Here is a 14,167-nt window from a genome sequence, read left to right as displayed (position 1 = left end):
GACCTGCGGCCCCCGGACCATCCGCGTCCGGGGGCCGCAGGTCACCGCAGGCGGGACTCGATGGCCTCGATGATCCGCGGGCGCAGCTCGGCGGTGCCGACCACGGCGTCGACCGAGCCGACCTCGACCGCGCGGCGGATGCTGTGCACCCGGTCGAACTCCGCGGCCACCTCGCCGAGCTTCTCCGCCCGGACCGACGCCCGCAGCTCCTCCAGCTCCGCGGTCAGCGCGGCGCGGACCGGACCGGTGGAGGGCGCGACGCGGGCCTCCAGCTCCCGGACGCGCGGGTCCGCCCCGGTGCGGGCGCCGACCTCGCCGGCGAACACCACCGCGGCGGCGGGGGCGCCGCCGAGCACCGACGCGAACGAGCCCTCCAGAGCCAGCACCGTCATGTTCGGGTTGAGCGCCTTCGAGAACACCACGAACGCGCCGCCGTGGTACCGCGAGATCACGCAGAACACGATGGGCCCGCGGAAGTTCACGATCGCGCGGCCGATCTCGGCGCCGTACTCCAGCTGAAGCCTCCGCATCGACTCCGGGGAGCCGTCGAAGCCCGACAGGTTCGCCAGCACCACCAGCGGCCGGTTGCCGGACGCCGCGTTGATCGCCCGCGCCGCCTTCTTCGACGACTGCGGGAACAGCGTGCCCGCCGTGTAGGCGTCCGGGCCGTCGGTGGGCGGGAAGCCGCGCCGCGGCACCGGCCGCGACTCGATGCCGAGCAGGCACACGGGGATGCCGCCGAGATGGACGTCCTGCACCACCGCGGTCTCCGCGTCCGCCATGCCCGCCCAGCGTTCCAGCACCGGGTGGTCCTGGTCGGACAGCGCCCGCATCACGGTCCGGATGTCGAACGCCTTCTTGCGGTCCGGGTTCGCCTCCGCGGAGAAGATCTCGCCGACGGTGGTGAAGTCGCTGCCTGGCATGGCGTGCGTGAAGTCGGAGATGTCGCGGTCGACGGGATCGGACGTCTCCGCCCGCCGCGGCCCGTCCTCGCCGGGCGCGACGTACGTGTGGTCGTAGTGCGCCATCAGGACGTCCCGCGCCGCCGCCAGGTTCGGCGCCCAGTACTGCGCCTGCCCGTTCGGGCCCATCACCCGGTCGTAGCCGCCGATGCCGAAGTTGTCCTCGGCGGACACGCCGCCGGAGAAGTCGAGCGCCTGCTTGCCGGTCAGCACCATCGCCGAGTCCGGCGTCATCACGAGGACGCCCTTGGTGTGCATGAGCATCGTCGCCTCGGCGTTCCAGTACGGCTGCGCGCCGACGTTGATGCCCGCGACCACGATGTTGATCTCGCCGCCGTCCTGCGTGAACTCGACGATCCGCTTGAGCGCCGCGGCCACCCAGTCCATGTTCTCCGTGCCCGACTCCATGGAGATCCGGGCGCCGGACGACAGCGCGTACCACTCCACCGGCACGCGCATCCGCTCGGCGAGGTCCAGCGCGGCGATCACGCGGCGGCACTCCGGCTCCGACAGGGCGCCGAGCGACTTCGTCGGGTCCCCGAGCAGGACGACGCGGGTCACGCCCTCCGGGTACCGCGCCGTCGGCGTGCTGACCACGCCCGTGACGATCGCGGCGGTGTTGCGCCCCTTCGGCCGGTCGACCGGGACGAGCGCGCCGCCGCCGTCGAGGTCGTGCTCGGCGAAGTCGCCGAGCAGGCCGGTCAGCTCGTACGGGTACACGGTGTTGCGGGCGCTCGCCCGCAGCACCTTCTGCCGGTAGCCGTCGATCGGCTCGACCGGGTCGTCCGCCGGTTCGCCGATGGTCAGCTCGGTGCCGCCGGCGGCGTCGAACGCGACCCGCATGGTGATCTTGGACAGTTCGCCGGTCGTCCGGTCCCGCCGCCGCGCGATGAACAGGATCTCCTCCAGCCCGGCGCCCGCGGTCGTCGGCAGCGTCCGCTCGACGAGCGCCTCCAGCTCCGCGCGGGTGAGGTCGCTCGGCGGCCAGACGTAGACCACGATCCGGTTGGTGGTGAAGCGGTTCCGCGGCCGCAGCTCCTGCGCGCGGCGGATCGAGTCGAGGCAGGCCGCGACGGTGTACTCGGCCGTCGGCAGCGCGGCCAGCCGGCCGTCGTCGTCGCGGAGCCCGGTCAGATCGCGGACCTGCGCGAACGCGACGAGCCTGTCGTCGGACGGGTTCTCCCGCGCCACGCACTGGAAGAGGTAGACCTCCTCGTCCGACGACGGCAGGCGAGTGAGGTCGAACCCGCTCAGCCGCTCCAGCTGCATCCGTTGCGCGATGTAGGGGTGCAGGCCGCGCAGCAGCCGCTCCTCCGCCATCCCCGCCTCCGACGGGCGGAACGTGAAGTGGTGGTGCATGACCGCGCCGCCGCTGCCCGCGACGGTGGCGGTGATCCGGCGGACCCGCTCCGGCAGCGGGTGCGCGGCGACGACCTCGTGCAGGGCGGCCGCCATCGCGTCCGGGTCGGCGGGCTGGTTCTCCCAGGCGAGGTAGATGTCCGCGTCGACGGCGTCCGCCGCGCTCGCCACCTCCGCGAGCCCGCGGAGCGCGCCGCCGAACGCGTCGAACCCGACGGCGGCGGAGACCACGCAGGAGTCCGTCCGCTCGGCGACCACGAACGCGCAGCCCGCGGCCTCGGCGGTCTGGACGGAGGTGAGCTCCTTGTTGCCGTAGTACCTCCGGGTCAGGACCTCCAGCATGACCGCGTTGTCCAAGGCGCCGCGGGCGAGGCGCCGGCCCAGCAGCCGCACCAGCGGCTCGGTGCTGCGCACCATCTCGGCGATGCGGGCGTCGCGGTCCGGGGCGTCCGGGTTCGCGTCCAGGTGCCGCAGGTGCCGGCGGACGTCGGCGTAGACGCGGGCGCGGTTGCGGCGCAGCAGCGGCTGGGCGAACCACGCGAACACCACGCCGCACGCGAGGTCGTACACGACGGGGAAGCGGACGCGCGTCGCGGCGATGAGCCGCTCCAGCGCGAGCCCGGCGGCGCGGCGCAGCGCCTCGCCCGGCGGCGGCTCCGCGAGCCACGAGCGCAGCAGCGCCGCGACGACGGCCGCGTCGGCGGACGCCCGCTGCTGCGCGAGGAAGATCCGGAACACCGCGGCCTCGAGCTCGGGTGTGCGCTCCAGGTCCGCGACGCCGTAGTGGCCGAGCGCCTTGGCCAGCCTCGACCGGAACCCCTCGGGCAGCCCGGCCCGCTCGACGTCCAGGCTCTGCAGGTAGGTGTGGAAGTGCTCGCGGGCGCTGTGCACGTGGCCGTCGCCGGTGCCGTCCTCGCCCGCCGGCAGGTTGCGGCCCAGCTCGGCGAGGTCGGCGAAGACGTCGAGGAGCTCCAGCTCCTCGGCGAGCGGGCGGTGCCCCTCCCGCGCGGCGGCCGCGCGGGCGGCGAGGTAGTCGTCCAGCACCCGGCGCTCGTCGTGCGGGTCGACGTCGAACCCCAGCAGAAGGTCCCGCAGGTCCTCCCGGCGCCGCGCGGTGCGCTCGCGGGCCGAGACCGTCCGGGGCGCGGCGGGCAGGTCCAGCTCGACGGCCGCGGCGGAGCCGGCCTCGGCCTCCGCGCCGCCGTCGCCGCCGACCGGTTCCAGCCGCAGCAGCGGGGCACCGGTCTCCACCTGGCTGCCCACGGAGACGACGCACTCCTTCAGCCGCGCCTTGAACGGCGCCCGCAGCACCGTCTCCATCTTCATGCTCTCCAGCACCAGCACCGGGGCGCCCGCCTCGACCTCGGCGCCGACCTCCAGCGGGGTCGCGACGACCAGCGCGGGCGCGGGGGAGCGGACCACGCCGCCCTCGTCGCGGCCGACGCGGTGCGCCACCCCGTCCACCTCGACGAGCTGGACGGGCCCGTGCGAACCGGTCAGCAGGCGGTACCTGGCGCCGTTCACGACGATGTGCCCGCTGTGCCGGTCGAACCGGTGCAGCTCGACGTCGGCGGTGCGGATCTCGTCGCCCGCCTCGACGCCCACCCGGAACCGCTGGGCGCCCACCCGCGCGACGCGCACCCGGTAGCCGACGCCGCGCAGCTTGAGGGCCAGCGGACGGCCGCTCTCGTGCCGCATCTGCGGGCGCCCGCCGGACGCCGTCGCCAGCAGCCGCCGCCGCTCGGCGCGCTCCTCGTCCTCGTACACCTCGATGGCGGCGGCCGCCAGGGCGACCGCGGAGTGCCGGTGCGAGACGAGCCGGCCCTCACCGCGGACGCGGTCGATCCAGCCGGTGTCCGCGCTGCCGTCGACCACCTCGGGCTGGTCGAGCAGGTCCAGCACGAAGCTCTTGTTCGTCGCCCCGCCCTCGATGATCACCGTGGTCTGCGCCATCGCGCGGCGCAGCCGCCCGAGCGCCTCGTCCCGGTCGCCGCCATAGGCGATGATCTTCGCGATCATCGAGTCGAAGTCGGCGGGGATGGTGTCGCCCTCGCTGACGCCGGTGTCCACCCGGATGCCCGGCCCGGCGGGCAGATCGAGCCGGGCGATGCGCCCGGGGGAGGGCGCGAAGTCGCGGTCGGGGTCCTCGGCGTTCAGCCGCGCCTCGATCGCGTGCCCGCGCTCGGCCGGCGGCGCGCCGTCGAGCCGTCCGCCGGACGCCACGTGCAGCTGCGCCTTGACCAGGTCGAACCCGGTGGTGGCCTCGGTGATCGGGTGCTCCACCTGCAGCCGGGTGTTGACCTCCAGGAACGCGAACAGCTCGGTGCCGGGGTGGTAGAGGAACTCGACGGTCGCCGCGCCCCGGTAGCCGACCGCCACCGCCAGCCGCTCCGCCGACGCCTTCAGCTCGGCGACCTGCTCGGGGCGCAGCACCGGGGACGCCGACTCCTCGATGACCTTCTGGTTGCGCCGCTGCACCGAGCAGTCGCGGACGCCGAGCGCCCACGCGGCCGCACCGTCCGCGATCACCTGGACCTCGACGTGCCGGGCGCCGGTGACCAGGCGCTCCAGGAACACGACGCCGCTGCCGAACGCGCGGGCGGCCTCCTGGCTGGTGCGCTCGTAGGCGTCCGCCAGCTCGTCCTGGTCGGCGACCACGCGGATGCCGCGCCCGCCGCCGCCCGCCGTGGCCTTGAGCATCAGCGGGTAGCCGATGTCGCGGGCCGCGGCGAGGGCCGCGTCCAGGGTCTCGACCGCGCCGCGGCTCCACGGCGCGACGGGCACGCCGACCTCCTCGGCGATGAGCTTCGCGCCGATCTTGTCGCCGAGCCTGCGCATGGCGTCCGCGTCCGGCCCGACGAACGCGACCCCGATCCGCGCGCACAGCTCCGCGAACGCCGGGTCCTCCGCGACGAAGCCCCAGCCGACCCACGCGGCGTCCGCCCGCGTCTCGATCAGCGCGCGCTCGAGCACCTCCAGGTCGAGGTACGGGCGCGCCGACGCGGGACCGAGGTCGTAGGCCAGATCGGCCTCCCGGACGAACGTCGCCGTCCGGTCCACGTCGGTGTGCAGCGCGACGGTCTCGATCCGGTCCCCGGTCTCGGCGGCCAGGTCCCGGACGGCGTGGATGAGCCGCATCGCGGCCTCACCACGGTTGACGATGGCGACACGACTGAACACCCGACCCAGCCCTCCTGCAGACGAACGATGTGCGCCGCCGGGTGGCACCCCGGCATCTGGTCACCGTTCCATCTCCCGCCCCAGGCGTCATGTGGCGGAGGGTGCATGCTTCGGCCGCTCCAGTTGTAGGAACCGACCAAAGACGGCCGCCCGCCCCCGCGACGCGGGGACGGGCGGCGCCCGATTCGGGTCAGTCGTCGTGGTAGTTCGGCTGGGACTGGGCGTTCAGCACGTCGAGCCGGACGCGCTTGGCCCTGTCGGTGCGGGGATCCCGCAGGTCGATGACGTCCAGGCCCATCTGGATGTCATTGGAGTAGATGTAGCCGTTGTAGTAGTACGTGGACCACGTTCCCGCGAGGATCTGCAGGTTGTCCGCCCACTGCCCGCGGTCGAACCAGGCGATCTCCTTCGGGCGCCGGGAGTCGGTGAAGTCCATGACCGAGATGCCGCCCTGGTACCAGGACTGCACCATGATGTCCTTGCCCTTCACCGGGATCAGCGAGCCGTTGTGGGCCACGCAGTTCTCGTTGTCGGTGTTGTGGCGCGGGATCTTGTAGTAGCTGCGGAACACCAGTTTGCGGTGCTTGCCCTTGCCGACGATGTCGTAGATGGCGTTGGCGCCCTTCTCCGGGCCGATCGCCGGGTTGCAGGTCGCCGCGGAGCCGCCGCCCAGTTCGTCGGTGAAGACGACCTTCGTGGCGCTGTTGTTGAACGTCGCCGAATGCCAGAACGCGAAGTTCTCGTCGTCTCGCACGCTCGTGATGGTGCGCGGCTTGAGGGGATCGGAGATGTCGAACAGCACGCCGTCGCCCATGCACGCCCCGGCCATCAGGTCCCGGTCGGGGTAGGCGGTGAGGTCGTGGCAGCCCGAGGTGGCCCTGGTCTGGTTCGGCCACGGCGTTTCCGGCGGGTCACCGGGGTTGCCGCCGTCCGGGAACAGCACCGGCTCGGCCGCCACGCTCGCCGCCTCCGGGTGCCGCAGCGGGACCTTCACGATCGAGATGAGGTCGTGCGGCGTCCTGCAGTCGGGGTAGGTGTCGCTCGGGTTGTACGAGGACACGTAGATGTAGGCCGTGCCGCGCTTGCCCGGGACGAGCGTGTTGGTGTGGGAGCCGCACTTGGTCTCGACGGCCTTGACGTAGCGCGGGTTGCGCACGTCGCTGATGTCGAAGATCTTGATGCCCTCCCACGCCGTCTTGTCGGTCGCGGGCTTGGGCACCGACTGGCACGAGTCGTCGCTGCGCGAGCTGTCCGTCGACAGGAACAGCAGGTTCCCGGCGACCGACACGTCGTTCTGGGAGCCCGGGCAGTGCACGACCGTGACGACCTTCGGCGTCCTCGGGCGGCTGATGTCGTAGACGGTGAAGCCCTCGTAGTTGCCGCCGAAGGCGTACCGGCCCTTGAAGGCCCAGTCGGAGCCGTAGGCGGTGGGAGCGGCGAGCGGCCCCTGCTTGGGGATGTTCGCCAGATGATGCATGTTCGGCGTCTTGGTGATCCCGTCGTCCGCGGGCGCGCCGGCCGAGGCCGCCGGGACGAGCACGGACGAGATCACGAGCACGATTCCCGAGAGGACCCCCAGGAACACTTTGCGTCTGGTTCTTCGATGCGAGACCGGCGCCACCTCTGACTCCTTTGTCTTCAGCCCCTCGCGTGCAGAATCTGGATCAGCCAGGAGTATGAAGCGTTTTGGGGTATCTGACTAGATCTGAACGCGTAGTGAGGACCATGTGATCGGAAATCCTTTCGCCCCCCTTTTGCGGCACCGGCCCCGGCGGTTACGGTTCGGGTGTCCGGCCGGACGGGGAGGTGCGATGCGGCACCGGATCGCGGTGGCGGCCGCGGTGGTCGTGACGGCCGCCGGGGTCCTGGCGGGCTGCGGCGGCGGCGATGAGCCGGCGGCGGCCCCCTCGAAGACCGTCCTGGTCCCGGGCCGTCCGGGGGAGCCCAACAAGACCCGCCTCGCCGGGCCCCGGAAGGCCGCCCCGCCCACCACGGCCGAGGTCAGGTTCGTCCAGATGATGATCCCCCACCACGCGCAGGCGCTGGAGATGTCGGGGCTCGCCCCGGACAGGGCGTCGAGCGGGCAGGTGCGGTCCCTGGCCGCCCGCATCGGCGCGGCGCAGAAGGTGGAGATCGCGGCGATGAGGTCGTGGCTGGATCAGAACCCCAAGGCCGTTCTGAAGGCGCAGGGCGGCCACGGCGCCCGCCACGCCGCCATGCCCGGCATGGTCACCGAGCAGCAGCTGGAGCGGCTGAGGGCCGCCCGCGGCGCGGAGTTCGACAGGCTCTACCTGACGCTGATGATCGCTCATCACCGGGGCGCGGTCACCATGGCGAAGGACGTCCTGGACAGGGGCACCGATGTGACCGTCCAGGCGCTCGCCCGGGACGTCCAGTCCACCCAGCTGGCCGAGATCGGCCGCATGCAGGGTCTCCTGGAAGGCTGACCGCCCCGGCGGCCGGGCTTGTCAGAGGTATGCAGCACACTCGTGGGATGTCCAACAGACCTGACGTTCCGGCGGCCTGGGTGCGGCGGTTGAGCGGTGTGCTCACGTCGTTCCCCGAGTGCGTGGAGGAGGACGCGTGGGTGGGTGTGCGGTGGCGGGTGGGATCGGCCACGGTCGCCCACGTGTTCGGCGGTGAGGACGGGCTCTTCCGCATCACCTTCCGGGCCGAGCCGGGCGAGGTCATGGCCTTCGAGAAACTCGGCGACCCGTACTTCAAGGTCGGCTGGGGCAGCGACTCCGTCGGCCTCCTCCTCGACGAGGGGACCGACTGGGAGGAGCTGACCGAGCTGCTCACGGACTCGTACTGCATCCAGGCCCCCGAACGGCTGGCCGTCCGGGTCGCCCGGCCGGCCCCGTGAGCCGCCGGCGCCGCCGCGGCTGCGGAAGATGACCCCGCCCCCGTCCCGGAACGGCCACCGGCCGCGCGGGCGAGGCCCGCGCGGCCGGTGTTCCGGTCACCCGACCGATCAGGAGGACGGGCAGGTGTCGCGGTACTCGGAGATCGTCGCCTCGCGCGGCGCCGGGCAGATGAACTGCTCGTAGCGGGTGTCGTTGTCGATGAACCGCTTGAGCCAGGAGATGCTGTACTTCGCGATCGTCGTGTTATTGCTGTTCGGCGCGAAGTGGGAGGCGCCGGCCAGCTCCAGGTACGCCTTCTCCGACGCCGCCGGGATCGTGCTGTAGAACGGCTCGGAGTGCGAGGAGACCGGCGCGACGGTGTCCGCCTGCGCACCGATGATCATGGTGGGGACGCGGACGTCGTTGAAGGTCTTGTCGGTGTGCCACGGCGTCAGCGGGATCGCCGCCTGGAGCTGCGGCCGGTTCGCGGCGGCCTCCAGCGTGCCGCCGCCGCCCATCGAGTGGCCCATCAGGCCGAGCCGGGACGCGTCGATGCGCGAGCGCACCGAGCTGCGCTGGGTCAGGTAGTCCAGGGCCGCCTCCAGCTGCCGCGCGCGGCTGGACGGCTGGTCGAGGCGCGTCAGGGTGTCGATGGTGAACACCACGAAGCCCTGCGAGGCGAGCCGCGGCCCGAGCCACGCCATGCTCGACTGGCCGGCGGTGAAGCCGGGCGCGATGGCGACGGCGCCGAACGTGCCCTGGGCGGTGCTGGTCGGGTAGTAGATCGTCCCGCCGCCGAAGCCGGTGACCGACAGGCCGGAGACGCTGGTCTCGGACGTGGCGAACGGCCCGCGCAGCGCCTCGATGCTCGCCTCCGTCGGGTCGGGGCCGCGCTCGTAGGGGTTCTCGGCCGCGGCGGCGGCGGCCACGTTCGCGGCGGGGGCGGCCGGGACCGCCTGCGCCGCCGCGGGGGCGAGCGCGGTGGCGCAGGCGGCCGCGGCGAGCGTGAGGGTCAGCCGCCCGCGGCGCGTCCGGCGGCGGGGGGCGGGCCCGGCGGGGGCGGGGCCGGCGGGGGCGGGGTGCTCGGGGTACTCGGCGGGGTGGGAGTCGTGAGGTCGCACGTCGGTGCACTCCTGTTCGAGCCTGGGAACCGGCCGGTGGGGGGGAAGAGCGGGCGGCGGGTTCCGGTTGTTGCGACGTTCGTGATTGTGAGCCGGAGCGCACCCGAGCGCATCGGTGAAATCACCTGTCCTCACAGAGTGTTCCCTCGCGGCCACCCGGAACGCACGGGACGGCCACCCCGCCCGCGCCATCGCGCGACGGTGAGAGTTCACCTTCGCCACCTAGGCACGACCCGGCGCCCGGGTTACCGTGCGGCCACTATCCGAGCTTTCCTCACATTCGGAGGATCCCGTGCGTCGGAGCCCGCGCATCCTCGCCACAGCCGCCCTGGTCGCCGCCTTCCCCGTTCTCGGACCGCCCCCCGCCACCGCCGACACCCCCGCCTCCGGCACCTTCCGGGCGCTCACCTACAACATCGCGGGCCTCCCCGAGGGCATCTCCAGCGCGCCGACGCCCCGGCGGCCCGCCACCACGGCCATCGGCCGGCGGATCGGCCCGTTCGACCTCGTCAACGTCCAGGAGGACTTCAACTACCACGCCTACCTGTACGCCGCGGACTCCCACGCCCACCGGACGCCGACCACGGGCGGCGCGGGCCTGGGCAGCGGCCTCAACAGCCTGTCCCACCAGCCCTTCGGCGACCTCGATCGGATCACCTGGAACGACTGCTTCATCGGCTCGGGCGACTGCCTGACCCCCAAGGGCTTCACCTTCCACCGCGTCCGGCTCGCCGAAGGCGCCTACCTGGACGTCTACAACCTGCACGCCGACGCCGGATCGGAGTCCGGCGACGAGGCCGCGCGCCGCGCCAACCTTGCCCAGCTCACGTCCTACATCGGCACCCACTCGGCGGGCGGTGCCGTGCTCATCATGGGCGACACCAACACCCGCTACACCCGGACCGGCGACCGCATCGCCCAGTTCGCCGCCGACAACGGGCTCACCGACGCGTGGGTGCGGCTCGCCCGCGGCGGAACCGCCCCGGCGCCCGGCAGCCCCGCCCTCACCTGCCCCGACACCGCCCCCGGCATCGCCTGCGAGGTCGTCGACAAGATCCTTTACCGGAGCAGCCGGCTGCTGACCCTCACCGCCACCCGCTACGCCAACCTCGACGCCGACTTCCGCGACGGCGGCGGCGCCAAGCTGTCCGACCACTTCCCCATCGCGGCCGACTTCACCTGGACGCGCAACCCCGCCTACCAGGCCAGCGACCAGTTCGGCGGACCGCACGGCGCCTCGTTCACCGACATCGACCGCGTCCCGGCAGGCGCGCGCGCCGCCACCATCTCGCTGCGCGCCGGCTCCCGCGTCGACCAAGTGGGCGTCACACTCGACAACGGGACGTCCCTCACCCACGGCGGCACGGGCGGCACCGCCGACAGCCTCACGCTGGCGGCGGGCGAGTACGTGACGTCCGTCCGGCTCTGCCAGGGGCAGAAGGACGGCCGAACCCGCATCTTCCACGCCCGCTTCACCACCAGCCATAGCCGCGTCCTGGAGGGCGGCACCACCACGTCCGACTGCGTCACGCGCACCGCCCCGGCCGGCTGGCGGCTCGCCGGATTCCACGGCCGGTCCGGCGCCGAGGTCGACAAGCTCGGCTTCATCTACACCGCCCGCTGAGGCGGCCCCACGGTCCTCGCAAGCGTCTGGCCCAGCCGGGGCCGACCGGGTGGGATTGTCGTTCTGGTGGAGTACGGCGGACATGGACCTGCCGGTGCATCGCGAGGACCATGAACGTATGGATGCGCCGTCTATCTGAACGAAAGCGAGCAGAGCCATGACGGAGCCGCCTCCCCCTCCGGGCACGCCGCCGTTCCACGACCCTCCACCCCCGCCCGGCACCCCACCGCACGGCGGCCGGGCCGGGTCCGGGTGCGGTTCGCGCGTGCTGGCCGCCGTCGTGTCCGCCGTGCTGGTCGTCGGCGGGATCGCCGCCGTGAATCTCGTGCGCTCGCTCGTCACGGACGAGAAGCCCGAGCCTTCCACCGCGAAGACGCAACCCGCCGAGTTCACGACAGGCGGCTGCGTGCGGTTCCGGGTGAAGCCGTCGCCGATGCACACCACTCCGGGCGGCCACGTGATGTACACCCGCGCCGAATACGCGCCCGCTCTCTGCGACGATCCGGCGGCCTACGCGCGGATCACCAAGATGGGAGACGGCACCGCCGTTCCCGACCTCCTGGGTGAGCAGGCCCTGGAGAAACTGGACTGCCCCATCGACACCGACGAGTTCGCGCAGTTGCGCGTCATGAACCTGTCGACCGACCTGGCCTGCATGCGCAGGCTCACGGCCCCGCACCCGGGCGACCCGGGGCAGGGCGGCGGCCTGGTGAGGCCGGGGGACTGCGTCCAGGTGCGCAACCGCGACCACTACGGGGCGGGCGTTGAGGTGCCCTGCACGAACGAGGACTTGATCGTCAGAGGGACGAGGTTCGGAAGGAAGTGGTTCGGACAGGTGGTGAAGCGGGCGGACACCGCCCGCGGCTGCCCGCGGTCGGCGATCTACAGCATGACGCTGCGCGCCGGCAGGCCCCGCGTCCTGTGCATCGCCAAGAACGGCGGATGGATGCCCGCCGTCGGCGACTGCGTCGACAGCACCACGATCTACGCGGGGGTGACCGCGCCGGAGGACTGCCGCGAGAAGGGCCTCACCAAGAGGATCAGCGCTCTGGTCAGACCGGGCAGGCCGTGCCCCGGCGACGACCGGCGCGAGGAACCCGAGGGCTACCTGCTCCGCATGTGCCTCAAGGACGTGGAGTGAGGCGAAGCCGGGACACCACCCGGCGCCGCTCTGGCGGCGATTCGAATCGGCCTCCGAACCACGGCCGAACAAGCGAAACCCCGGTCACCGTTGGTGGTGGCCGGGGTCGTGAACCAGGTCTTGTGTGGTGGGCGATACTGGGATTGAACCAGTGACCTCTACCGTGTCAAGGTAGCGCTCTCCCACTGAGCTAATCGCCCTCGCGCATCTCCCGGGGGGAGGTGCGGCATCGAGGTGGAGACGGGATTTGAACCCGTGTACACGGCTTTGCAGGCCGTTGCCTCGCCTCTCGGCCACTCCACCAGAAAGAGACCTTCTGGTCACAGCCGGAAAGGCCCCTCAGAGCGGAAGACGGGATTTGAACCCGCGACCCTCACCTTGGCAAGGTGATGCTCTACCCCTGAGCCACTTCCGCGTGTGCTGCCCGGCGGCCGTCCCTTGCGGGCCTGCCCCCTTGCGGCGACGGGTGAAACATTAGCGTGTCCCGCGCCGTTCCGCGAACCGGATACCGCCGGGGCCGCCCGCGGAGGGAGTCGCGTCCCGTCGTGCCTGCTCGTGCGGGGTGCACCGGGGCCGTACTGTGGAGAGACCGCCGGGACGATCGAGAAAGGTGGCCTTTCCTGTGCAGGCCAAGATCTGGATGAACGGGGAGCTGCTCGAGCCCGAGCGGGCCGTGGTGTCGGTGTTCGACCACGGCATGCTGGTCGGGGACGGCATCTTCGAGACGGTGAAGGCGGAGCGCGGGGTGCCGTTCGCGCTGACGCGGCATCTGCGCCGGCTGGCGCGGTCCGCGTCGGGGCTGGGGCTGCCCGAGCCCGATCAGGACGCGCTGGCCCGGGGCGTGGCCGAGGTGCTCGCGACGGCGCCGGACTGGCCGCTGGCGCGGATCCGCATCACCTACACCAGCGGTGTGGGGCCGCTCGGCTCCGACCGGGGCGACCAGGGGCCCACCGTTTCGATCATCGTGGCGGAGCAGAAGCCGTTCCCGCCGTCCGCGGACGTGACGGTGGTGCCGTGGCAACGGAACGAGCGGGGCGCGCTGGCGGGGTTGAAGACGACCTCCTACGCCGACAACGCGATGGCCCTCGCGTACGCGAAGCAGCGCGGCGGCGGTGAGGCGATCTTCGGGAACCTCGCCGGGAACCTGTGCGAGGGGACGGGCACCAACGTCTTCGTGGTGCGGGGCGGGCGCCTCGTCACGCCGCCGCTGTCGTCCGGCTGCCTGGCGGGCGTGACGCGCGCGCTGGTGCTGGAGTGGTTCGGCGGCGAGGAGGAGGACCTGCCGCTGGACGACCTGTACCGCGCGGACGAGGCGTTCCTGACCTCGACGACCCGGAACGTCCAGCCGATCAGGACCGTGGACGGCACGCCCCTGCCGGCCGCGCCCGGTCCCATCACGGCGAAGGCGATGGAGGTGTTCGCCGCGCGCGGCGCCGAGCTGATCGACCCCTGACGGTCTTCTCCCCGCCGTGTCCCCGGTTCAGGATGGTGGCGACGCCTTCGGGAGGTCACCGTGCGGATGACGGATCCGATCGTCGTGGTGCCCCACACCCACGGGGACCGCGAGTGCTATCTGCCGTTCCAGCGGTTCCGGCTCCGGCTGGCGGTCGGGCCGTGGCAGATCCTGCACGTCGCCCAGGGCCCCGAGCCGTCCGAGGCCGTCGTGGCGGGGGCGATCACCGCCGCCGAACGCGTGGACCTGCGCGGGCGTGCGATGGAGCCCCTGCCCGTCGACGACGGGACGGTCCGGCTCGCGCTCGGCCCCTGGGAGATCGCGACCCCGCGGCTCGGCACGGGCTAGATCGTTGATGGGGGTTTTTGAGTGCTCTGGTTAGTGGTCGTAGGCGATCAGGGATCGCTTGACCGGGGCGTCGATGAGCCAGTTGTGCCAGATGGCGGCGTTGAGTGCGCAGATGCGCTGGCACAGGCGTGTC

General features: G+C 72.5%; 9 protein-coding genes, 3 tRNA genes and 1 pseudogene. 6 read left to right on the top strand and 7 right to left on the bottom strand.

Going from position 1 to position 14,167, the window contains the following annotated elements; genetic code table 11:
• Window positions 1–41: 41 nt before the first annotated feature.
• Window positions 42–5,501, bottom strand: coding sequence for an ATP-binding protein (locus IE99_RS0117685; RefSeq protein WP_030171550.1), 5,460 nt, complete (start codon window positions 5,499–5,501; stop codon window positions 42–44).
• A 190-nt stretch (window positions 5,502–5,691) separates the two neighbouring features.
• Complete coding sequence (locus IE99_RS0117680; protein ID WP_211258845.1) at window positions 5,692–7,059, bottom strand: LVIVD repeat-containing protein; 1,368 nt, start codon at window positions 7,057–7,059, stop codon at window positions 5,692–5,694.
• Window positions 7,060–7,312: 253 nt separating this feature from the next.
• On the opposite strand from IE99_RS0117680, the gene IE99_RS0117675 reads away from it, so the two are divergent.
• A complete protein-coding gene (locus IE99_RS0117675; RefSeq protein ID WP_030171544.1) occupies window positions 7,313–7,948 on the top strand; it encodes a DUF305 domain-containing protein in 636 nt (211 codons plus the stop codon).
• 47 nt (window positions 7,949–7,995) lie between these two features.
• Window positions 7,996–8,367, top strand: coding sequence for an MmcQ/YjbR family DNA-binding protein (locus IE99_RS0117670; protein WP_030171540.1), 372 nt, complete (start codon window positions 7,996–7,998; stop codon window positions 8,365–8,367).
• A gap of 108 nt (window positions 8,368–8,475) precedes the next feature.
• Here IE99_RS0117670 and bdeA read toward each other — a convergent pair whose 3' ends face one another.
• Window positions 8,476–9,468: a bis(hydroxyethyl) terephthalate hydrolase gene (gene bdeA, locus IE99_RS0117665; RefSeq protein WP_051712657.1), complete on the bottom strand. Its 993-nt coding sequence runs from the start codon at window positions 9,466–9,468 to the stop codon at window positions 8,476–8,478.
• Between the two features lie 292 nt (window positions 9,469–9,760).
• Here bdeA and IE99_RS0117660 point away from each other — a divergent pair, with 292 nt between their 5' ends.
• Both IE99_RS0117660 and IE99_RS0117655 read left to right on the top strand, forming a co-directional pair.
• Window positions 9,761–11,092 carry a jacalin-like lectin gene (locus IE99_RS0117660; RefSeq protein WP_030171535.1) on the top strand — a complete coding sequence of 444 codons (1,332 nt, stop codon included), beginning with the start codon at window positions 9,761–9,763 and terminating at the stop codon, window positions 11,090–11,092.
• A gap of 157 nt (window positions 11,093–11,249) precedes the next feature.
• Window positions 11,250–12,233 (top strand): hypothetical protein, encoded by a 984-nt coding sequence (locus IE99_RS0117655; protein ID WP_157610361.1) that lies wholly within the window; start codon window positions 11,250–11,252, stop codon window positions 12,231–12,233.
• Window positions 12,234–12,358: 125 nt separating this feature from the next.
• On the opposite strand, the gene IE99_RS0117650 is transcribed toward IE99_RS0117655, so the two are convergent.
• The 3 genes from IE99_RS0117650 to IE99_RS0117640 all read right to left on the bottom strand — a co-directional run bounded on the left by IE99_RS0117650 (window position 12,359) and on the right by IE99_RS0117640 (window position 12,648).
• Window positions 12,359–12,433 (bottom strand) — tRNA-Val (locus IE99_RS0117650).
• A 32-nt stretch (window positions 12,434–12,465) separates the two neighbouring features.
• A tRNA-Cys gene (locus IE99_RS0117645) sits at window positions 12,466–12,536 on the bottom strand.
• Between the two features lie 40 nt (window positions 12,537–12,576).
• Window positions 12,577–12,648 (bottom strand) — tRNA-Gly (locus tag IE99_RS0117640).
• A 225-nt stretch (window positions 12,649–12,873) separates the two neighbouring features.
• On the opposite strand from IE99_RS0117640, the gene IE99_RS0117635 reads away from it, so the two are divergent.
• Together IE99_RS0117635 and IE99_RS0117630 are read left to right on the top strand one after the other, a co-directional pair.
• The gene (locus IE99_RS0117635) at window positions 12,874–13,686 is read left to right on the top strand and encodes an aminotransferase class IV (protein ID WP_030171531.1); all 813 of its coding nucleotides are present in this window, start codon (window positions 12,874–12,876) and stop codon (window positions 13,684–13,686) included.
• A 66-nt stretch (window positions 13,687–13,752) separates the two neighbouring features.
• Entirely contained in the window at window positions 13,753–14,034 is a 282-nt protein-coding gene (locus IE99_RS0117630) for a hypothetical protein (RefSeq protein WP_030171529.1), read from the top strand.
• Between the two features lie 30 nt (window positions 14,035–14,064).
• Here IE99_RS0117630 and IE99_RS33665 read toward each other — a convergent pair.
• Window positions 14,065–14,167: pseudogene (locus IE99_RS33665) on the bottom strand (IS982 family transposase); the annotation flags it as partial.

The organism is Spirillospora albida (assembly GCF_000718255.1).
Lineage (GTDB): Bacteria > Actinomycetota > Actinomycetes > Streptosporangiales > Streptosporangiaceae > Spirillospora > Spirillospora albida.
Note: the sequence above shows the minus strand (reverse complement) of the source record. Positions and strands in the feature narration are given on the sequence as shown.

What these genes read in the sequence shown, in the direction of transcription:
- IE99_RS0117675 (WP_030171544.1), top strand. Translation starts at nt 7,313, where the DNA reads ATGCGGCACCGGATCGCGGTGGCGGCCGCGGTGGTCGTGACGGCCGCC.
- IE99_RS0117670 (WP_030171540.1), top strand. Translation starts at nt 7,996, where the DNA reads ATGTCCAACAGACCTGACGTTCCGGCGGCCTGGGTGCGGCGGTTGAGC.
- IE99_RS0117655 (WP_157610361.1), top strand. Translation starts at nt 11,250, where the DNA reads ATGACGGAGCCGCCTCCCCCTCCGGGCACGCCGCCGTTCCACGACCCT.
- IE99_RS0117635 (WP_030171531.1), top strand. Translation starts at nt 12,874, where the DNA reads ATGAACGGGGAGCTGCTCGAGCCCGAGCGGGCCGTGGTGTCGGTGTTC.
- IE99_RS0117630 (WP_030171529.1), top strand. Translation starts at nt 13,753, where the DNA reads ATGACGGATCCGATCGTCGTGGTGCCCCACACCCACGGGGACCGCGAG.